The 18,221-nt window shown below is 62.9% G+C and carries 22 protein-coding genes and 1 tRNA gene; 20 read left to right on the top strand and 3 right to left on the bottom strand.

What is annotated here, in order from left to right; all coding sequences use genetic code 11:
* The first annotated feature begins 11 nt into the window (after positions 1–11).
* From NKH95_RS23710 to NKH95_RS23665, 10 genes are all read left to right on the top strand, one after another.
* Positions 12–629: a riboflavin synthase gene (locus NKH95_RS23710; RefSeq protein ID WP_023810229.1), complete on the top strand. Its 618-nt coding sequence runs from the start codon at positions 12–14 to the stop codon at positions 627–629.
* On the top strand, positions 629–832 hold the full coding sequence (locus NKH95_RS23705) for a type II toxin -antitoxin system TacA 1-like antitoxin (protein WP_023810230.1): 204 nt from the start codon (positions 629–631) through the stop codon (positions 830–832). Before NKH95_RS23710 ends, NKH95_RS23705 begins: the two co-directional genes overlap by 1 nt.
* 107 nt (positions 833–939) lie before the next feature.
* Positions 940–1,434, top strand: a complete 495-nt coding sequence (gene ribH, locus NKH95_RS23700) for a 6,7-dimethyl-8-ribityllumazine synthase (protein WP_128305717.1) — start codon at positions 940–942, stop codon at positions 1,432–1,434.
* Complete coding sequence (nusB, locus tag NKH95_RS23695) at positions 1,431–1,931, top strand: transcription antitermination factor NusB (protein ID WP_352798867.1); 501 nt, start codon at positions 1,431–1,433, stop codon at positions 1,929–1,931. The genes ribH and nusB overlap by 4 nt, the downstream gene beginning before the upstream one ends.
* Positions 1,928–3,145: an MFS transporter gene (locus NKH95_RS23690; RefSeq protein WP_128305718.1), complete on the top strand. Its 1,218-nt coding sequence runs from the start codon at positions 1,928–1,930 to the stop codon at positions 3,143–3,145. The genes nusB and NKH95_RS23690 overlap by 4 nt, the downstream gene beginning before the upstream one ends.
* Before the next feature lie 176 nt (positions 3,146–3,321).
* Positions 3,322–4,233: a glycine betaine ABC transporter substrate-binding protein OsmF gene (gene osmF, locus NKH95_RS23685; RefSeq protein WP_128305719.1), complete on the top strand. Its 912-nt coding sequence runs from the start codon at positions 3,322–3,324 to the stop codon at positions 4,231–4,233.
* Positions 4,234–4,535: 302 nt separating this feature from the next.
* Positions 4,536–5,699 (top strand): ABC transporter permease, encoded by a 1,164-nt coding sequence (locus NKH95_RS23680; protein WP_352798869.1) that lies wholly within the window; start codon positions 4,536–4,538, stop codon positions 5,697–5,699.
* On the top strand, positions 5,696–6,634 hold the full coding sequence (locus NKH95_RS23675; RefSeq protein ID WP_352893368.1) for an ABC transporter ATP-binding protein: 939 nt from the start codon (positions 5,696–5,698) through the stop codon (positions 6,632–6,634). The genes NKH95_RS23680 and NKH95_RS23675 overlap by 4 nt, the downstream gene beginning before the upstream one ends.
* A complete protein-coding gene (locus NKH95_RS23670) occupies positions 6,631–7,380 on the top strand; it encodes an ABC transporter permease (protein ID WP_128305720.1) in 750 nt (249 codons plus the stop codon). Before NKH95_RS23675 ends, NKH95_RS23670 begins: the two co-directional genes overlap by 4 nt.
* Positions 7,381–7,619: 239 nt before the next feature.
* Complete coding sequence (locus NKH95_RS23665) at positions 7,620–9,761, top strand: sodium-translocating pyrophosphatase (protein ID WP_128305721.1); 2,142 nt, start codon at positions 7,620–7,622, stop codon at positions 9,759–9,761.
* Positions 9,762–10,028: 267 nt separating this feature from the next.
* On the opposite strand, the gene NKH95_RS23660 is transcribed toward NKH95_RS23665, so the two are convergent.
* Positions 10,029–10,541, bottom strand: coding sequence for an outer membrane protein assembly factor BamE (locus NKH95_RS23660; RefSeq protein WP_023810238.1), 513 nt, complete (start codon positions 10,539–10,541; stop codon positions 10,029–10,031).
* Positions 10,542–10,655: 114 nt separating this feature from the next.
* Between NKH95_RS23660 and NKH95_RS23655 the strand changes: the two genes are divergently transcribed.
* From NKH95_RS23655 to NKH95_RS23620, 8 genes are all read left to right on the top strand, one after another.
* Positions 10,656–11,204 carry a ubiquinol-cytochrome C chaperone family protein gene (locus NKH95_RS23655; RefSeq protein WP_023810239.1) on the top strand — a complete coding sequence of 183 codons (549 nt, stop codon included), beginning with the start codon at positions 10,656–10,658 and terminating at the stop codon, positions 11,202–11,204.
* Positions 11,201–11,749 carry a YceD family protein gene (locus tag NKH95_RS23650; RefSeq protein ID WP_023810240.1) on the top strand — a complete coding sequence of 183 codons (549 nt, stop codon included), beginning with the start codon at positions 11,201–11,203 and terminating at the stop codon, positions 11,747–11,749. The genes NKH95_RS23655 and NKH95_RS23650 overlap by 4 nt, the downstream gene beginning before the upstream one ends.
* 113 nt (positions 11,750–11,862) lie before the next feature.
* Positions 11,863–12,933: a phosphate acyltransferase PlsX gene (gene plsX / locus NKH95_RS23645; RefSeq protein ID WP_023810241.1), complete on the top strand. Its 1,071-nt coding sequence runs from the start codon at positions 11,863–11,865 to the stop codon at positions 12,931–12,933.
* A gap of 9 nt (positions 12,934–12,942) precedes the next feature.
* Positions 12,943–13,914, top strand: a complete 972-nt coding sequence (locus NKH95_RS23640) for a beta-ketoacyl-ACP synthase III (protein ID WP_023810242.1) — start codon at positions 12,943–12,945, stop codon at positions 13,912–13,914.
* A 103-nt stretch (positions 13,915–14,017) separates the two neighbouring features.
* Entirely contained in the window at positions 14,018–14,341 is a 324-nt protein-coding gene (locus NKH95_RS23635) for an integration host factor subunit alpha (protein ID WP_013532231.1), read from the top strand.
* A 124-nt stretch (positions 14,342–14,465) separates the two neighbouring features.
* Positions 14,466–15,005, top strand: coding sequence for a MerR family transcriptional regulator (locus NKH95_RS23630; RefSeq protein WP_023810244.1), 540 nt, complete (start codon positions 14,466–14,468; stop codon positions 15,003–15,005).
* Positions 15,006–15,097: 92 nt separating this feature from the next.
* Positions 15,098–15,400, top strand: a complete 303-nt coding sequence (locus NKH95_RS23625) for a hypothetical protein (protein ID WP_128305467.1) — start codon at positions 15,098–15,100, stop codon at positions 15,398–15,400.
* 86 nt (positions 15,401–15,486) lie between these two features.
* Entirely contained in the window at positions 15,487–15,636 is a 150-nt protein-coding gene (locus tag NKH95_RS23620) for a hypothetical protein (RefSeq protein ID WP_164893064.1), read from the top strand.
* A gap of 528 nt (positions 15,637–16,164) precedes the next feature.
* Here NKH95_RS23620 and NKH95_RS23615 read toward each other — a convergent pair.
* Positions 16,165–16,779 carry a hypothetical protein gene (locus tag NKH95_RS23615; RefSeq protein ID WP_128305466.1) on the bottom strand — a complete coding sequence of 205 codons (615 nt, stop codon included), beginning with the start codon at positions 16,777–16,779 and terminating at the stop codon, positions 16,165–16,167.
* 283 nt (positions 16,780–17,062) lie between these two features.
* On the opposite strand from NKH95_RS23615, the gene NKH95_RS23610 reads away from it, so the two are divergent.
* A complete protein-coding gene (locus tag NKH95_RS23610) occupies positions 17,063–17,347 on the top strand; it encodes a helix-turn-helix domain-containing protein (protein ID WP_127320647.1) in 285 nt (94 codons plus the stop codon).
* 178 nt (positions 17,348–17,525) lie between these two features.
* The gene (locus tag NKH95_RS23605) at positions 17,526–17,987 is read left to right on the top strand and encodes a YbaK/EbsC family protein (RefSeq protein WP_128305465.1); all 462 of its coding nucleotides are present in this window, start codon (positions 17,526–17,528) and stop codon (positions 17,985–17,987) included.
* Positions 17,988–18,106: 119 nt separating this feature from the next.
* On the opposite strand, the gene NKH95_RS23600 is transcribed toward NKH95_RS23605, so the two are convergent.
* Positions 18,107–18,183, bottom strand: a tRNA-Pro gene (locus tag NKH95_RS23600).
* Positions 18,184–18,221 lie beyond the last annotated feature (38 nt).

The following is an 18,221-nucleotide window of genomic DNA, read 5'->3' as shown; positions in this document are numbered from 1 at the left end:
GATCAACACCAATGTTTACCGGAATTGTCACCGATGTCGGCACTGTCGCTTCCGTCGAGCCGCTCAGGGAAGGGGTGGGGCTGCGCATCGACACCGCCTATGATCCGCAGACCATCGCCATCGGCGCCTCGATCTCCTGCGGCGGTGTTTGCCTGACAGTCACTGCCTTGCCCGACAGCGGCTCGAACGCGCGCTGGTTCGAGGTCGAGGCTTGGGAAGAGGCGCTGAGGCTGACGACGGCCTCGGGCTGGAAATCCGGCACCAAGGTCAATCTGGAGCGGGCGCTGAAGATCGGCGACGAACTCGGCGGCCACATCGTTTCGGGCCATGTCGACGGCATGGCCGAAATCGTCGAGCGCAAGGATGAGGGCGACGCCGTGCGCTTCACGCTGGAGGCGCCGCGCGACCTGGCGAAGTTCATCGCGCCCAAGGGCTCCGTCGCGCTCGACGGCACCTCGCTCACCGTCAACAAGGTCGAAGGCACGCGCTTCGACGTGCTTTTGATCCACCATTCGCTGACCGTGACCACCTGGGGCGAGCGCAAGGTCGGCGACCGCGTCAACCTCGAGATCGACACCATGGCCCGCTATGCGGCGCGGCTGGTGGAGGCGACGAAAGAGGGGCTTTGATGACCAAGGACAGGGTGAATTCCACGCAGGAAGACAAGTTGATGCGTGAGGTGCAGGCCGATGTGAACACCGAAGAGCACTCGCAACTCGATCTGTCCGTCAACGACAGCAGAGTCTTCGTTGAAGCCTTGATCAATCCTCGATCGGTGAACGATCGTCTGCGCGATACCGTGCGTGGCTACCGTCACAATACAGGCGTGTGAGCACTGGAAACCAATAAGTTCTGCGGACCTTCGGCAACGTGGACAATCTTCCGCTTGCGATGAACCCGGCTTCGGCCTAAGTCACCGGCAACTCCCCGGAGACTTTTATGGCTGGTACATCCCAACACGGCAAAGCCTTCATTCGTCCGAAGGCGAAGGCGCATCTGCTCATTGTCGAAGCGCGCTTTCACGACGACCTTGCCGACGCGCTGCTCGATGGCGCGACAAGCGCGCTCGATGAAGCGGGCGCGACTTATGATGTCGTCACCGTTCCAGGTTCGCTCGAGATCCCCGCGGTGATTACCTTCGCGTTGGACGGCGCGACGGAAGGCGGCACGAGTTATGACGGCTTTGTCGCGCTCGGCACCGTCGTCCGCGGCGACACCTATCATTTCGACATTGTCGCCAATGAATCCAGCCGCGCGCTCATGGATTTGAGCGTGCAGGACTCGGTCTGCATAGGCAATGGCATCCTCACCACCGAGAACGACGCACAGGCGTGGACGCGGGCCAAGCGCTCGGAGGGTGACAAGGGTGGTTTCGCGGCGCGTGCGGCGCTGACCATGATCGCCCTCAAAGAACAATTGGGAGCGCGATCGTGAGCGAACCCGCTTCGCCCGGCCAGCCTGCGGTGCGCCACGCCAACAAGCGCGGTGCTGCCCGTCTGGCCGCCGTACAGGCGCTCTACCAGATGGATGTGGCCGGTAGCGGCGTCTTCGAGATCACCGCCGAATACGAGGCGTTTCGCCTTGGCAAGGAAGTCGACGGTGCGCTCTACCGCGAGGCCGATGCGCAATGGTTTCGCGCTATTCTGGCGGGTGTCGTCGAGAACCAGAAGACCATCGATCCGATCATCCGCCAGGCGCTGACCGAGGACTGGCCATTGTCGCGGCTCGATTCGACGCTGCGTGCCATTCTGCGTGCCGGCGTCTACGAGTTGACGAAGCGCGAGGATGTCCCCGTCGCGGTCATCGTCTCCGAATATGTCGACATCGCCAAGGCCTTCTACGAGGAGGACGAGCCGAAGCTGGTCAATGCCGTGCTCGACCGTGTGTCACGCCGGGTGCGTGGCGAAGGGCGCGGCAAGGACGCATCATGACGGCCATCGCCTTCGAGGCTGGTCAGGAGGCGCGCCGCACCGCTTTGATCCTCGCCGCCTCGCAGGCGATCATCGGCTCGGCGGCCCCCATCGCCATCTCCGTGGGGGCGCTGGCCGGGCAATATCTGCTTGGTCCCGACAAATCATTGGCGACAGCGCCGATCACCGGCTTCAACATCGGCGTGGCGCTCGGCGCGCTGCCTGCGGCGGCTATCATCCGTAGTATGGGCCAGCGCGGCGGTTTCATGACCGGCACGATCGTCACGGCGCTCGGTGGCCTGATCGCCACGCTAGCGCTTTTTCAAGGCAGCTTCTGGCTGTTTGCCTTTGGCTTGCTCACGATCGGTGTCGGCGGCGCCTTCGTCCAGCAGTTCCGCTTCGCCGCCGCCGACAACGCACCGCCTGAATTCAAGGCGCGCGCCATCTCCTTCGTGCTGGCCGGCGGCATCGTCACCGCCATCCTCGGACCGCAGATCGTCATCTTCACCCGCGAATTGCTTGCGCCGGTCATGTTTGCCGGTTCGTTCGTCTCCATCCTGCCGCTGGCAGCGGTCGGCGCCATCATCCTGTCGTTCCTGCGGCTGCCGACGAAAGCATCCGGCAAGGTGGAGATCGCCGACAGCGACGCCAGGCCGCTGGCTGAAATCGTCACGCAGCCGCGTTTCGTCGCCGCGCTTTTCTGCGCGGTTGGCAGCTATGCGCTGATGAGCTTCGTCATGACGGGCGCACCGCTGGCCATGGTCGGTTGCGGCCTGTCGGAGAACGACGCGACGCTCGGCATCTCCTGGCACGTCATGGCGATGTTCGCGCCAAGCTTCTTCACCGGCTCGCTGATCCATCGCTTTGGCGCCGAACGCATTGTGGCCACCGGCCTGATCCTGCTCATCGGCTGCGCCATTGTCGCTCTGTCGGGCCTGGCGCTGTGGCAGTTCTGGACGTCGCTGATCCTGCTAGGCCTTGGCTGGAACTTCGGCTTCATTGGCGCGACCGCGATGGTGGCCGCCACCTACCGGCCGTCGGAAAAGGGCAAGGTGCAAGGCTTCCACGACTTCGTCCTGTTCGGCTCCGTCGCCTGCGCCTCGCTGATGTCGGGCATGGTCTACAATGCCTGGGGCTGGGAGATGCTGAACTGGATAGTCTTTCCGGTCACCGTCCTGTGCTTCGTGGCGCTCGGCGCGCTCAAGCTGACGAGCTTGCGCAAAGCCGAAGCCTGATCCATCCGCCGTTTCACCTGACACGGCGCTGTCAGCACGATGTCGGTCGAATTTACCGCTCCGTAACAAAAATATTGCGTCTGTACCTATTGTTATGAAACCGTGTGCCCCGACTGGCCGTTGAAGCCATGCTCATATGCGGCACCGCGTTTCGGTTCATAGCAAGGGGTTTCACAATGTTTTCAGTCAAGTTTCTGGCCGGCGCGGCATTGGCGCTCGGCATTACGGTGGCTACCGCCAATGCCCAGGTGGTTGTCTCTTCCAAGATCGACACAGAGGGCGGCGTGCTCGGCAACATCATCCAGCTCGTGCTCAACGCCAACAACATCAAGACATCGGACCGTATCCAGCTCGGTGGCACGCCGGTGGTGCGCAAGGCGATCACCGCCGGCGAGATCGACATCTATCCCGAATATACCGGCAACGCCGCTTTCTTCTTCGAAAAGGCCGACGACCCGGTCTGGAAAGACGCCGCCAAGGCCTATGAAACGGCCAAGAAGCTCGACTACGACGCCAACAAGATCGTCTGGCTGTCGCCGTCGCCCGCAAACAACACCTGGGCGATCGCGCTGCGCAAGGAAGTCGCCGAGACCAACAAACTTGCCACGCTCACCGACTTCGGCAAATATGTCGCGGGCGGCGGTCAGGTGGTGCTGGCGGCTTCCGCCGAGTTCGTCAATTCGGCGGCTGCACTTCCGGCTTTCCAGACCACCTATGGCTTCACGCTGAAGCCGGACCAACTGATCACCCTTTCGGGCGGCGACACGGCGGCAACCATCGCAGCGGCCGCCAACCAGACCAACGGCGCCAATGCAGCCATGGTCTACGGCACCGATGGCGGCATCGCACCGTCCGGCCTCGTCGTGCTCGACGACGACAAGGGCGTGCAGCCGGTCTACCAGCCGGCGCCGATCATCCGCGAAGCGGTGCTGAAGGAACATCCCGAGATCGAGACGCTGCTGAAGCCGGTCTTCGCCAAGCTCGACCTCGTCACGCTGCAGGAGCTGAACGGTCGCGTGCAGGTCGGCGGCGAGCCGGTCAAGGGCGTCGCCGAGGACTTTTTGAAGAAGAACGGGTTTTTGAAGTAGTCAGTGACACCGGTGCAAGGCACCCCCCTCTGGAAGCTGCTGATCTCCCCCCTTGCGGGGGAGATGTCCGGCAGGACAGAGGGGGGTGCTGTCCCGCCGACCTCCCAACCCGTCAAAGGTGCGTGCCTCGACAGGGTTGCTTCTGAACAAGCCGACACCCGAAAGTTGGCGATCCTTCACACCCCCCTCTGGCCTGCCGGCCATCTCCCCCGCAAGGGGGGAGATCGGATATCGCGTCGGTTTTCGCCAATCCCCAAAGAAAGCTGCGCGATGTGGCAAATTGCCCCTCATGAGGGGCAACCATGACTCCCCGCTTCGACAAGCTCGGCGTGGTCATCGCCGCGATATCAGCCTACGCGGCTTTTGCCGCGCCCTTTGCCACGTTCCGTGCCAACCGCATCGTCCCCGGCCAGGCGCGCTCGATTCTCGAGGCGCTGCCGGTGACGACCGGGACGTTGCTGCTCGCCATCATCGTTGTCGCCGCGCTCATCGCGCTGTTCAAGACACCGCTTGCGCTGCGCCTTGCCGCCAGCGTGATGGCGCTTGCCGCGCTCGCGCTGCTGATCGGTGTCGCCGGAACATTTCTCACGCCGGCGGGCAACACCTTCGCCAGAGTTTCGCCAGCCTCCGGTTTCTGGATTCTGATCTTTGCCTTCATGCTTTTGCTCGCCGACGTGCTGACAAGGCTGAACCTGTCGCCATTGGCGCGGGTTGGCGTGCTTGTGGTCGCGGCTTTGGCGATCGGGCTGCTGTTGATTTCGGGAAGCTGGGACAATCTGTCGATCCAGAAGGAATATTTCAACCGCGCCGACAGTTTCTGGGCGGAGGGCTCCAAGCATGTGACGCTGGCGCTCGGTTCGCTGGCCGCCGCGGTGATCGTCGGCTTACCACTCGGCATTCTCTGCCATCGTGTCGAAAGTCTGCGCGCCGGCGTCCTCAACGTGCTCAACATCATCCAGACCATTCCCTCGATCGCGCTGTTCGGCCTTTTGATCGCGCCGCTCGGCTGGGTTGCCACGCATGTGCCGGGAGCTGCCGCGCTCGGCATTCGCGGCATCGGCACCGCACCGGCTTTTGTGGCGCTGTTCCTTTACTCGCTGCTGCCGGTGGTGGCCAACACGGTGGTCGGTCTCGCCGGCGTGCCGCGCGCGGCCAACGACGCGGCGCGCGGCATGGGCATGACCGACAGGCAGCGCCTGTTCGGGGTCGAGTTTCCGCTGGCTTTTCCTGTCATCCTCACCGGCATCCGCATCGTTTTGGTGCAGAACATCGGCCTCGCCACCATTGCCGCGCTGATCGGCGGCGGCGGTTTCGGCCTGTTCGTCTTCCAGGGTGTGGGTCAGACGGCAATGGACCTTGTGCTGCTCGGCGCCGTGCCGACGGTCGCGCTCGCCTTTGCCGCCGCCATCATCCTCGATGCGGTGATCGAAATGACCGCCACCAAGCGCAGGGTTGAAACGGCATGATCGAGATCGAAGGCATCACCAAGCGCTATGACGCGACGACCGTGGTCGATGACGTGTCGATGGTCATCGAGCCGCGCACCATCGCCGTCATTGTCGGCACGTCCGGTTCCGGCAAGACGACGCTGCTGCGCATGATCAACCGGCTGGTCGAGCCGACCTCGGGCATCATCAAGCTCGACGGCGCCGACAATCGTTCGCTGCCCGGCTACGAGTTGCGCCGGAGCATCGGCTACGCCATCCAGGGCCACGGCCTGTTTCCGCATCGCACGGTGGCACAGAACATTGCCACCGTGCCGGTGCTGCTTGGCTGGGACAAGGACCGTATCAAGGCCCGGGTCGACGAGCTGATGACGCTCTATCAGCTCGATCCCGAAGCCTTCGGGCCGCGCTATCCGCACGAACTGTCCGGCGGCCAGCAGCAGCGCGTCGGCGTTGCCCGCGCACTCGCCGCCGAGCCCAACGTGCTGTTGATGGACGAACCGTTCGGCGCCCTCGACCCGATCATCCGCACCAAGGCGCAGGAGGATCTGCTGGCGATCCAGAAGCGCTTCGGCACCACCATCATCCTCGTCACCCACGACATGGAAGAGGCCGTGCATATGGGCGACAAGATCGCGGTCATGGATGCCGGCAAGCTGGTGCAATACGCCAAGCCCGCCGAGATCCTGGCAAAGCCGGCAAGCGCCTTCGTCGAGACCCTGATTGGCGCCAGCGAGCGGCCATTCCGGTTGCTGTCGCTAGGCCGGGTCCGCGATGCCGTGGAGAAGGGCTCCGCCGAAGGCGAGGCGATCCCCGGCGATGCCAGCCAGCGCGACGCGCTGGCCGAATTGTTGTGGTCGGGTCGGCCGGCGCTGCCGGTCACAGGCACCGACGGCAAGCCGCTTGGCCGCGTGACCGTCGACGGGCTGGTGAAGCGCGCGGCGAGGCCGGCATGAAGGCCTGGCTTCCATCGCTGCTCAGGCTAGCCTTGGTGGTGCTGCTCGTTGCCTTCGTCACCAATCCGGGCTGGTTCGAGCCGCTGCTGAAGCCGCTGACCGAAAACAATGCGCCGGTGATCTACAACCAGGGCAGTCTGCTGACGCTGACCTTGCTGCATTTACGCACGGTTCTGATCGCCACCGTGGCCGCAACCATCGTCGCGGTGGCGCTTGCCATCCTGGTCACCAGGCCGGCCGGCGCCGAATTCCTGCCGCTATCGCGCAGCCTGGTCAACATCGGTCAAACCTTTCCGCCGGTGGCGGTGCTGGCACTCGCCGTGCCGGCGGTCGGCTTCGGCGAGAAGCCGACGCTGATCGCCCTGTTTCTCTACGGCCTGCTGCCGATCTTCGAAAATGCGCTGACCGGCCTGACGACGCTGCCGGCCAATGTCGTCGAGGCGGCGCGCGGCGCCGGCATGACCGGTTGGCAAAGGCTCACCAAGGTCGAGCTGCCGCTCAGCGCCCCGATCATTCTCGGCGGCATCAGGCTGTCGGTGGTGATCAGTCTTGCCACCGCGACCATCGGTTCGACCGTGGCAGCCAAAACGCTGGGCGAAGTGATCATCGCCGGGCTGTTGTCCAACAATCTCGCCTTCGTCCTGCAGGGCGGCCTGATCGTGGCAGCCCTTGCCGTGCTGATCTATGACGGTCTATCGGCGATCGAGCGCTACACGGCGCGCCGCATGGGCCGGGAGACCGAGTAGCCGCGTCTTGCGTCAAGGCCGATTTCAATCGATCTAATAGGAGAGTGCTAACGGCAGCCGCCGCTTGGCCCCAACCATTTAGGCGAAAGCCGGGCAAAAACCGAACAATATCTTGACGTTCGCAGCCCTGTTTCGCATACACCGCTGCGAAGAGGCGGATTCCGTGCACGGAATCCGGTCTTTGTCTCAACGGCCCAGGGAGGGGTTCTTTTGGGCCATCAATCGAGGAAAATCCGGCAATGACAATTATTTCCGCCGTCATCGCCTGCGGCCTGCTTTCAATCCTTTACGCCATCTGGGCGACACGTTCGGTCCTTGCGGCCGATCAGGGCAATGCACGCATGCAGGAAATCTCCGCGGCTATCCGCGAGGGCGCACAGGCCTATCTGGCGCGTCAGTACACCACCATCGCCATCGTTGGCGTCGTCGTCCTCGTGCTCGCCTGGTGGCTGCTGTCCATCACCGCCGCGATCGGCTTCCTGATCGGTGCAGTGCTTTCAGGCGCCGCCGGCTTCATCGGCATGCATGTCTCCGTTCGCGCGAATGTTCGTACGGCGCAGGCCGCATCGAACAGCCTCGCTGCCGGCCTCGACATCGCGTTCAAATCGGGCGCCATCACCGGCATGCTGGTTGCTGGCCTGGCCTTGCTCGGCGTTTCGATCTACTACCTCATCCTGACCCACTTCATGGGCCTCCAGCCCAATGATCGCATCGTCATCGACTCGCTGGTCTCGCTCGGCTTCGGCGCATCGCTGATCTCGATCTTCGCCCGTCTCGGCGGCGGCATCTTCACCAAGGGCGCCGACGTCGGCGGCGATCTCGTCGGCAAGGTCGAAGCCGGTATTCCCGAAGACGATCCGCGCAACCCGGCCACCATCGCCGACAATGTCGGCGACAATGTCGGCGACTGCGCCGGCATGGCCGCTGACCTGTTCGAAACCTATGCGGTGACCGTTGTCGCCACCATGGTTCTGGCTGCCATCTTCTTTGGCGGTACCGCCGTTCTGGGTGCAGCCATGCTTTATCCGCTCGCTATCTGCGGCGCCTGCATCCTGACCTCGATCGTCGGCACCTTCTTCGTCAAGCTCGGTTCCAACGGCTCGATCATGGGCGCACTCTACAAGGGCCTGATCGTCACCGGCCTGCTGTCCATCGTCGGCCTCGGCGTCGCCACCCATGTCACCCTCGGCTGGGGCGAGATCGGCACCGTCGCCGGCATGGTCATCACCGGCAAGAACCTGTTCATATGCGGCCTGGTCGGCCTCGTGGTGACCGGTCTCATCGTGGTCATTACCGAATACTACACCGGCACCAACAAGCGCCCGGTCAACTCTATCGCCCAGGCGTCGGTCACCGGTCACGGCACCAACGTCATCCAGGGCCTTGCGGTCTCGCTGGAATCGACGGCGCTGCCGGCGATCGTCATTGTCGGCGGCATCATCTCGACCTATCAGCTTGCCGGCCTCTTCGGTACGGCGATCGCCGTCACGACGATGCTCGGTCTTGCCGGTATGATCGTTGCGCTCGATGCCTTCGGCCCGGTCACCGACAATGCCGGCGGCATTGCCGAAATGGCCGGCCTGCCCAAGGAAGTGCGCCAGTCCACCGACGCGCTCGACGCGGTCGGCAACACCACCAAGGCGGTGACCAAGGGTTACGCCATCGGTTCGGCCGGTCTCGGCGCACTGGTGCTGTTTGCCGCCTACTCTAACGACCTGAAGTTCTTTGCCGCCAATGGCGACAAATATCCCTACTTCCAGGGCATGGGCGAGATCTCCTTCGATCTCTCCAACCCATACGTCGTCGCTGGCCTGATCTTCGGCGGTCTGATCCCGTATCTGTTCGGCGGCATCGCCATGACGGCCGTCGGCCGCGCGGCGGGCGCCATCGTCGAGGAAGTGCGCAAGCAGTTCCGCGAGGATCCGGGCATCATGGCTGGCACCTCGAAGCCGAACTACGCACGCGCGGTCGACCTGCTGACCAAGGCGGCAATCAGGGAAATGATCATCCCGTCGCTGCTGCCGGTGCTGGCGCCGCTCGTCGTCTATTTCGGCGTGCTGCTGATCTCGGGCTCGAAGGCGTCCGCCTTTGCCGCCCTTGGTGCCTCGCTGCTCGGCGTCATCGTCAACGGCCTGTTCGTCGCCATCTCGATGACCTCTGGCGGCGGTGCCTGGGACAACGCCAAGAAGTCCTTCGAAGACGGCTTTGTCGACAAGGACGGCGTCAAGCATCTCAAGGGTTCCGAGGCGCACAAGGCTTCGGTGACCGGCGACACGGTCGGCGATCCCTACAAGGACACCGCTGGCCCGGCCGTCAACCCGGCGATCAAGATCACCAACATCGTCGCGCTCTTGCTGCTGGCCGTGCTCGCGCACGGCTGATCAAAAGCATCCACTCGAAAACAGAACCCGCGGGAGCGATCCCGCGGGTTTTTTGTTGAAGCGATGACAACGTCGACCCTTCAGCGCTTCGCTTCGCCTGGGTCCTCCAGTGCGTGGTGTGCAAGCATCTCATCCAGGCTCGGCTCGCGTTTCCTTGGCCACGGCCACACCGGTGACCGATCCCCATAACAAAAACCCGCAGGATCGCTCCCGCGGGTTTTTGGTCGCCTGAGATGATGAGGCTTCCGGAATGAAAGCCGAAAGGAATTAGACGCCGCCGCCCGGAATGCTGGGTGCCAGCTTGCTGGCACCGTTGATGATCTGGCTGAGGAAGTTCTGGTCCTTGCCGCCGGTCGGTGTGGTGCGCGAGATGAAGTCGAACATCTTGCCGTCCTTCATCCCGTAATTGGCGATCTGGGTGACGCGGCCATCGGCGCCGAAATAGACCGCCAGCACATGCTGGTCAATCAGCCGTGGCTTGTCGAAGGCGACGTAGCGCTTGCGCGTCTGCGAAATGTAATAGAAGGCCTCGTTGTCGAAGGTCGCGGTCGTCGACGGCGTGCCGAGCGCCAGAAGCACCTGCTCGCGGCTCGAACCGACCGGCACCAGGTCGATTGCCTGCTGGTCTATGACGTAACCTTGCGTCAGCGTCTCACTTGGGCTGAGGTCGCCGATCATCTTGGAGGTGTGGCAGGCGGACAGTGCCGAAACGATCATCAGCAGCGAGATCGCGCCGGCGGGCCTGGACGAGAAGGTCGACTTGAAATTCAGCGCGCGCAACAACAACTCCATTAGCTGGCCGCAACTTGCGCTGGGCCGCGAAACCGGTAAACCAGCTTGCTTGCCGATGCAACAAGCCCACTTCAACAAACGGTCCCCAGGAGACCATCCCCAATGTTCCAGCGCTTTTTTGGCCGCGAACGCTACGCCAACCGCGCTATCACCGAGGCGCTTTACGCACAAATCGTGGCGGCGGCGCGGCAGACCGTGTTTTATTCCCACTGGAATGTGCCAGACACGCCGCTTGGCCGTTTCGAGATGCTGTCGCTGCACATGTTCCTGTTCCAGCACAGGTTGCGCGGGGAGGGCGGTGCGGCGCAAGAGGTCGCCCAGGTGCTGATCGACGAGTTCTTCCTCGACGTCGACCATTCGTTGCGGGAATTGGGCATTGGCGACGTGGGCGTGCCCAAACGCATGAAAAAGCTGGCAAAGATGTTTTATGGCCGAACCGCTGCCTATGACGATGCCCTGAAAAGAAACGACCATGAAGGGCTGACCGCGGCTCTTGCCCGCAATGTCCGGCCCGACGCGGGCGCCTGGCTGGAAGCATCGCTGCTGGCCAACTATGTTACCGACGCGCGCAGTCATCTGGCCGCGCAGACATCCGAATCGATTGTCTCCGGCACGCTGACCTTTCCCGCCGCCAAGGAGGTTGAACAATGAAGCATGTTGACCCGCAAAGCCCGGTCTCCTTCCGGGCAAACGTTACGCGCCTGCCGCAGAAGGGCCTGCCGCTGGTTATCGAGGCCGATGCCGCGCAGCGTGCGGCACTGGCCGAGGAGCACGGGCTGATTTCGGTCGAATCCTATCGCGCCGAGCTTCTGGTCGCGTCGTGGAAGCGCAATGGCGTGAAGATAAGCGGTCGCGTCGAAGCCGACATCACCCAGGCCTGCATCGTCACGCTCGAGCCTGTCGAGGCGCATATCGACGAACCGGTCGAAGCGCTGCTGCTGCCCGAGGATTCCAAGCTTGGACGGCAGGGTTTCGATGGTGGCGGCGAGATCCTGCTCGACGCGGAAGGCCCTGACAGTCCAGAGACATTTTCCGGTGACACGATCGATGTCGGGGCAATCGCCGAACAGTATTTCGGGCTCGCCATCGACCCCTATCCGCGCAAGCAGGGCGCATCGCTCAACACCGGCAGCGAGAACGAACCGGCGGAGAATGAATTTCAGCAAAAACTGCGATCCTTGCTGGGAAAATCCTGAAAAGCTCGCCCGCGACGGAAAAGTCGGTTGTGCGGCAGCCCAAAACCGTTATTTTCGCCGAACCTTCGCGGTCGCTAAAGCGACCTGCCGCCTAACCGTGAGATAAATACCGCGTGATCAGGATTTCCATCGATGCCATGGGCGGCGATCACGGACCAGCCGTGGTCATTCCAGCGCTCATGACGGTCGCGACCCGTCGTCCCGACATCCGCTTCGTCATCTTCGGGCGTGAGGAGGTCGTGCGCCCGGAGCTTGCCAAATTTCCCAAGCTCGCCGAGATCAGTGAATTCTTCCATTGCGAAATTGCGGTCAGGATGGACGACAAGCCGAGCCAGGCGCTGCGCCACGGCCGCTGGAAGTCATCAATGTGGAAGGCCGTCGAAGCGGTCAAGGCCGGCACGGCCGACGCCTGCATTTCCGCCGGCAACACCGGCGCGCTGATGGCGATGTCGAAATTTTGCCTGCGCACCATGGCCACCATCGATCGCCCGGCGATCGCAGCCCTTTGGCCGACATTGCGCGGCGAAAGCGTGGTGCTGGACGTCGGCGCGACCATTGGGGCCGATGCGCAACAGCTCATTGATTTTGCCATTCTCGGCACCGGCATGGCGCGCTCGGTCTTCGGCATAGCCCGGCCCAGCGTCGGCCTGCTCAATGTCGGCGTCGAGGAGATCAAGGGCCAGGAAGAGGTCAAGGAGGCCGGGCGCATGCTGCGCGAAGCCAACATGGCCTCGATGAACTATCACGGTTTCGTCGAGGGTGACGATATCGGCAAGGGCGTGGTCGACGTCGTCGTCACCGAAGGCTTTGCCGGCAACATCGCGCTGAAGACGGCGGAAGGCACGGTGCGCCAGATCGGTGGCTATCTGCGCGCCGCGATGAGCCGGACTCTGATGGCCAGGATCGGCTATATCTTCGCCAAGGGCGCCTTCGATCGCCTGCGCGAAAAGATGGATGTCGGCCGCTCCAATGGCGGCGTTTTCCTGGGGCTGAGCGGCATCGTCGTCAAAAGCCATGGCGGTGCTGATTCTGACGGGTTCGCCGCCGCGATCGAACTCGGCTATGACATGGTCCGCAACAACCTACTCGACCGCATCGAGGCCGATCTGGACCTGTTTCATGCGCGCAACCCGCGTGCCCTGTCAGCTAGGAAATCCGACGTCGTCACCGACGCAAAGGAATAGGAAAGAACTTTGATCAGATCAGTCGTGCGCGGCACGGGCGCCGCGCTGCCCCGCCGAATCATGAAGAATGCCGATTTCGAAGGCATGGTCGAGACCTCTGACGAGTGGATCGCCCAGCGTACCGGTATTCGCCAGCGACATATCGCTGGTGACGACGAGACCACGGCTTCGCTCGGGGAAGCAGCGGCACGTGCCGCACTTGCCAATGCGGGCCTCACGCCCGCCGACATCGATCTGATCGTGCTGGCGACCTCGACGCCAAACAACACATTCCCGGCCACCGCCGTCGAGATCCAGAACCGGCTCGGCATGCATCACGGCTTTGCCTTCGACCTGCAGGCGGTCTGTTCGGGCTTCGTCTATGCCGTGACCACCGCCGATCTCTACATCCGCGGCGGCCTGGCCAAGCGTGTCCTGGTGATCGGTTCGGAAACATTCTCGCGCATCCTCGACTGGAGCGACCGCTCGACCTGTGTGCTGTTCGGCGACGGCGCCGGCGCCATGATTCTGGAAGCAGGCGAGGGGGCGGGCACGATCGCCGACCATGGCGTTCTGGCGGCCAGCCTGCGCTCCGATGGCACGCACAAGGACAAGCTTTTCGTCGACGGCGGGCCGTCGACCACGGGTACGGTTGGCCATCTCCGGATGGAGGGTCGCGAAGTCTTCAAGCATGCGGTCGGCATGATCACCGACGTCATCGAGGCGACGTTCGCGCAAGCCGGTATCTCGGCCGATGATCTCGACTGGTTCGTGCCCCACCAGGCCAATAAACGAATTATTGACGCTTCCGCCAAGAAGCTCGGGATAGCTGAGCAAAAGGTGGTGGTTACGGTCGATTTGCACGGTAACACCTCGGCTGCTTCCGTGCCGTTGGCGCTGTCGGTGGCCGTCGCCGACGGCCGCATCAAGAAGGGCGATCTCGTCCTCCTGGAAGCGATGGGTGGCGGCTTCACCTGGGGCGCTGTCCTGGTTCGCTGGTAAGTGCCGAACGGTCCAGTTTCGGTCCTTGACCTTGACGGATCAATTACTTAGGCTCTGCCGTTGTTGTGCCGAATTTTATGTTTTGAGCTGATGGGACGGTCGCATGGGGGGAAAGACACTTACGCGCGCCGACCTTGCCGAGGCAGTTTACCGGAAGGTCGGCCTGTCGCGCACTGAATCGGCCGAGCTCGTCGAAGCGGTGCTGGATGAAATCTGCGAAGCCATCGTGCGCGGCGAAACGGTGAAGCTGTCGTCCTTCGCGACATTCCACGTCCGCTCCAAGAACGAACGCATCGGCCGCAATCCCAAGACCGGCGAGGAAGTGCCGATCCTGCCGCGTCGGGTGATGACCTTCAAGTCGTCGAATGTGCTGAAGAGCCGTATCTTGCGCTCCCATCAGAGCGGCAAGGCCAAAAGCGGCAAGTAGTCCATTGCGCGGTTGAAAACTGCCGCCGCCATGACGCCGGGCTTGAATATTGCTTCATAAACCGCTGAAATAAGCCCCGATTCGGCAGGTAGGCCGGATCATCGTCCAGCGTGAGGATTCGCCCATGGACAAGAGCCCCGACGCCTTTCGTACCATCAGCGAGGTCGCCGAAGATCTCGATCTGCCGCAGCATGTGCTGCGTTTCTGGGAAACGCGTTTCAACCAGATCAAGCCGATGAAGCGCGGCGGCGGCCGTCGTTACTACCGGCCGCAGGATGTCGAACTGATCAAGGGCATTCGCCACATGCTCTACGACCAGGGCTACACCATCAAGGGCGTGCAGAAGCTGTTGCGCGAGAACGGCAACCATTTCCTGGTTGCCATCGGCAATGGCGACATGGCCGCCGTCGAGGCGATCTCACAGCGAAGGCAGGCTGACCAAGTGCCGCTGACGCCGGCGGCCCAGCCGCGTGGCATGGACGACGAACTGGTCGGCCAGCCGCGGGTGAAGCCCAGCCGCCGCTTTTTCGGCCTGGGCAAGAGCGACGAGGACGGTCCGGTGCAGCCGGATGCATCGAAACTCTCGCGCGACAACAGGGCCTTGCTGCAGGAGGCGCTGTTCGACCTCCTGGAATGCAAGCGCCTGCTTGACCAGGTGCGCTGACCGCAGCCCGACGCGACATCGATAGTTCGAAAACCGGAACCCGTCTTCGGGTGAGGCGTTACGCTTCCTTCTGCAAGTGAAGGAAACATACCATGGCATCATTTTCGACCCTCTCGGACATCGATCTCGACAGGCAGGTCGCGGTTCTCAGCAAGGAACTGGCCAGCTTGAAGAGGGCTGTGGCGAGGCGAGGCGGCGCCTACTACGAGGACGGTCGCGATGCCGCGCTCGACACCTATTCCGATCTTGCCGGCCGCCTGCACGATGCCATGCCGGCAATCCGCAAACAGGGCAGGGTGATCGAGAAGTCGGCCCGCGACCATCCGGCAGCTGCCGCCGCAGTGGGCCTTGTGGTGCTCGGTCTTGTCGCCAGTCTGCTGTTCAGCCGGCGCTGAATTCTAAAACCCAAATCCCACAGATACGAGCAAGAAGAAGTGACGGCTCGCCCTAAGGTGATCCGTCATTTTCCTTGCGAGCGGCCATGTCTGTTGTCGCTCCGGCATCTGGCGAGGAGCGTGTCGGCATAGAGGCGCCCAACACCTCTGTGTCGCCGGCGCAGGAATGCGGATTGGTCAAGCCGCCAGAGCCGCTCGATTCGCCGGTGAACGCCGGATTGGTGGTGGTGCCATAGCCAGCGCCGGGATGACGATCTCACCGGCGTCGCGCATTGGATTTGCGTGAATTGTCGATCCGCGATCGAGCCTCGCGGGGCGGAGTAGCCGGCCTTGGACAGGAAGCCAAGGCCGGTCTTCTCGGTGGCGGTCTGCGGAGCTTAGGCCTTGTTTCCGATCACATGGTGGTGGTGGCGGTGATGATGGTGGTGGCGGACATGGTGGCGATGATGATGGTGGTGACGATGATGCTTTGCCATCGGGGCGGCATCCGCACTCGTCGCACCGATGACGGGCACCGTGAAAGCCAATGCAACTGCAAGCCCGAGGGCCGAGAGGAGGGACTTCTTCATGGATCGTTTCCTTTTGTTTCGCGGGCGTATGGATCGGGGCGATAGCCCGGCCGCCGCGAATGGAATTACGCGCCTGAATTTTTTCGTCAGTATTTCCCGATTGTAGAATTTTGTTTCTGTACTGTTTCTGCCCAATTCAGCCTCCTGCCACCATGCACGGCAAGATCGAGAGGCGGCCATTGGCCGCCCGTCCCACTACATCGGCGGCACGACGCCGTTGTTTCCGACCACGACGCGGCTGGCGCTCAGCGCGCCGTCACTGCCCCGCTCAGCGGTGACAAAGACCGTCGCACCCGGCTTGAGGTCGGTAGGCGTCGCCGGCGCGAAGGTCACGACGGGCGTGGTGTCGGGGATCGAAATCTTCTTGGTCTGGCCATTGTCATAGGTCAGGGTGACGGATCGCCCGCTTATATCGGTAACGTCGGCGACGGTGCCGTTGGTCATCCGGCTGTTTGGCTGCAGGTCCCAGGGACGGTCGCCCTCGCCAGTGCCTTTCAGCGCGGCCGGAAAGACCACCACCTCCAGGGCGCCGCTGCCGCCATCCGCTTTCGAAACGGAGGCAATGCCGAGGAAATCCCCCTGCTTGATGTCCTTTGCCGAGGCGTTGGCGACGCCCGAGATCTTCCAGCCAGCCTTGAGCTTGATCGCGTCGGTATCGCCCTGGCGGGTTTTCACGGTGAGCAGCGTGGGCTCAAAACTGACCACCGTGCCGCGCACACGCAGCGCGTCTGCGGCTTGGGCGGCGCCCGCGCCGGCGACGGAAAGGCTGGAAATCGTGCCGAGCACGACCATGAATGTCTTCAAGTTCATTGCAAAAATCCTTCCGGGAACGAGCTGGCTGGAACCGGATGGTTTCACGCCAGCGACCCGGAGATAACGAACGTGCGCGGCGAAACTGCCGGCAAAAGGCCGATCGGACCTTCAAAACAACTTGATCGCGACGTGTACGCGAGAGGGCCGCGCCAGGCGCCTGGTTCACGATCCCGTGACGGCCCTTTTGGCTCTTGGCAAATCGCCGGCGAGAGGGCATCTTCCCGACCGTCTCAGGCAACACTCCTCATTTGATCAAACTCTTTCAGTCATGGAGTTGCCAATGCCCCATAATGCGAAAAGCGAACCCCACTCCGAACCGGCAACCAACGGGAGCGGGCCAGATTACAACACCCTCAGAGCGATGCGGGAGACCCGCGGTTACAGCGTGGAAGAGCTCTCCCTGACATGCGGCCTGGCGGTGGACGAGATTGAGGATATCGAAAGCGGGAGAGTGACCGACCCGTCGAAGCTGCGTCGTATTGTGTCCGCGCTTCACCTTCCCCAGGAGGCTCTGATCACCCCGGCTGCGCCGACGCCGGCGGCGCAAGGTCGATCGCTGGCGTAGATCCGCACCATGCATTCCAGAGAACCCGCCAAGGCCCCTTGGCGGGTTTCTTTGTACCTGCCGCAGCGCTTTGCTTCAGCCTGGCACTTGCCGATCTGTCTATCGCACGTGCCTATGCGTCTGGCTGCTGGACCGTAATCCGCCGTCCATAACGTTTTTGAACCGTCGGTTTTTCGATATGAGCCTGGAATCCGTTCGTGCCTTCTTCGCCGCCCATGCGCCGGACATCCATGTCATCGTCACGCAGGCGAGCTCGGCGACGGTGGCCCTGGCGGCCGAGGCGCATGGCGTGCTGCCGGCCCAGATCGCCAAGACGATCTGCCTGCGCGTCGGCGACCGCACCATGCTGGTGGTGACCAGCGGCATCGCCAGGCTGGACAACCGCAAGTTCAAGGACCAGTTCGGCGGCAAGCCGCGTATGCTCGACGCCACCGAGGTTGTCGAAGCAACCAGCCATCCGGTCGGCGGCGTCTGCCCGTTCGGCCTGCCGGCGCCGCTGCCGGTCTATTGTGACGTGTCGCTGCGCGAATTCGACGAAGTCGTGCCCGCTGCCGGCGCCACCAATGCGGCCGTGCGGATTGCGCCGCAGCGCATGGTTGAGCTCATTGGGGCTGAATGGGTTGATGTGTGCCAAGGGTAGAGTTGGCGCCCAAGCCGGAGTTCAAATGGGAGAGGACATGGTTGCCCAGATCCGAGATTTGGCCGGGCTGACCGGGGCATCTGGAGGGGCGGACTTCGGGGGCAAGTCCTGCTTTGAATTGGTCGGAGTGGCCGGATTCGAACCGACGACCCCTTGACCCCCAGTCAAGTGCGCTACCGGGCTGCGCTACACTCCGGACCGGTCGCGATGTATCGTGATAACCCCGTGCGGGTC

The sequence above is a fragment of the Mesorhizobium sp. M0848 genome (assembly GCF_040319805.1).
GTDB lineage: Bacteria > Pseudomonadota > Alphaproteobacteria > Rhizobiales > Rhizobiaceae > Mesorhizobium.
This window is presented reverse-complemented; position numbering and strand designations above follow the sequence as displayed.

Bases quoted from the DNA above. Each gene is read 5' to 3' on its own strand.
- NKH95_RS23605 (WP_128305465.1), top strand. From the start codon at position 17,526: ATGAGCCTGGAATCCGTTCGTGCCTTCTTCGCCGCCCATGCGCCGGAC.
- NKH95_RS23690 (WP_128305718.1), top strand. From the start codon at position 1,928: ATGACGGCCATCGCCTTCGAGGCTGGTCAGGAGGCGCGCCGCACCGCT.
- NKH95_RS23655 (WP_023810239.1), top strand. From the start codon at position 10,656: ATGTTCCAGCGCTTTTTTGGCCGCGAACGCTACGCCAACCGCGCTATC.
- NKH95_RS23710 (WP_023810229.1), top strand. From the start codon at position 12: ATGTTTACCGGAATTGTCACCGATGTCGGCACTGTCGCTTCCGTCGAG.
- NKH95_RS23635 (WP_013532231.1), top strand. From the start codon at position 14,018: ATGGGGGGAAAGACACTTACGCGCGCCGACCTTGCCGAGGCAGTTTAC.
- NKH95_RS23630 (WP_023810244.1), top strand. From the start codon at position 14,466: ATGGACAAGAGCCCCGACGCCTTTCGTACCATCAGCGAGGTCGCCGAA.
- NKH95_RS23625 (WP_128305467.1), top strand. From the start codon at position 15,098: ATGGCATCATTTTCGACCCTCTCGGACATCGATCTCGACAGGCAGGTC.
- osmF (WP_128305719.1), top strand. From the start codon at position 3,322: ATGTTTTCAGTCAAGTTTCTGGCCGGCGCGGCATTGGCGCTCGGCATT.
- NKH95_RS23675 (WP_352893368.1), top strand. From the start codon at position 5,696: ATGATCGAGATCGAAGGCATCACCAAGCGCTATGACGCGACGACCGTG.
- NKH95_RS23705 (WP_023810230.1), top strand. From the start codon at position 629: ATGACCAAGGACAGGGTGAATTCCACGCAGGAAGACAAGTTGATGCGT.
- NKH95_RS23620 (WP_164893064.1), top strand. From the start codon at position 15,487: ATGTCTGTTGTCGCTCCGGCATCTGGCGAGGAGCGTGTCGGCATAGAG.
- NKH95_RS23665 (WP_128305721.1), top strand. From the start codon at position 7,620: ATGACAATTATTTCCGCCGTCATCGCCTGCGGCCTGCTTTCAATCCTT.
- ribH (WP_128305717.1), top strand. From the start codon at position 940: ATGGCTGGTACATCCCAACACGGCAAAGCCTTCATTCGTCCGAAGGCG.
- NKH95_RS23610 (WP_127320647.1), top strand. From the start codon at position 17,063: ATGCCCCATAATGCGAAAAGCGAACCCCACTCCGAACCGGCAACCAAC.
- NKH95_RS23670 (WP_128305720.1), top strand. From the start codon at position 6,631: ATGAAGGCCTGGCTTCCATCGCTGCTCAGGCTAGCCTTGGTGGTGCTG.
- NKH95_RS23650 (WP_023810240.1), top strand. From the start codon at position 11,201: ATGAAGCATGTTGACCCGCAAAGCCCGGTCTCCTTCCGGGCAAACGTT.
- NKH95_RS23680 (WP_352798869.1), top strand. From the start codon at position 4,536: ATGACTCCCCGCTTCGACAAGCTCGGCGTGGTCATCGCCGCGATATCA.
- NKH95_RS23615 (WP_128305466.1), bottom strand. From the start codon at position 16,779: ATGAACTTGAAGACATTCATGGTCGTGCTCGGCACGATTTCCAGCCTT.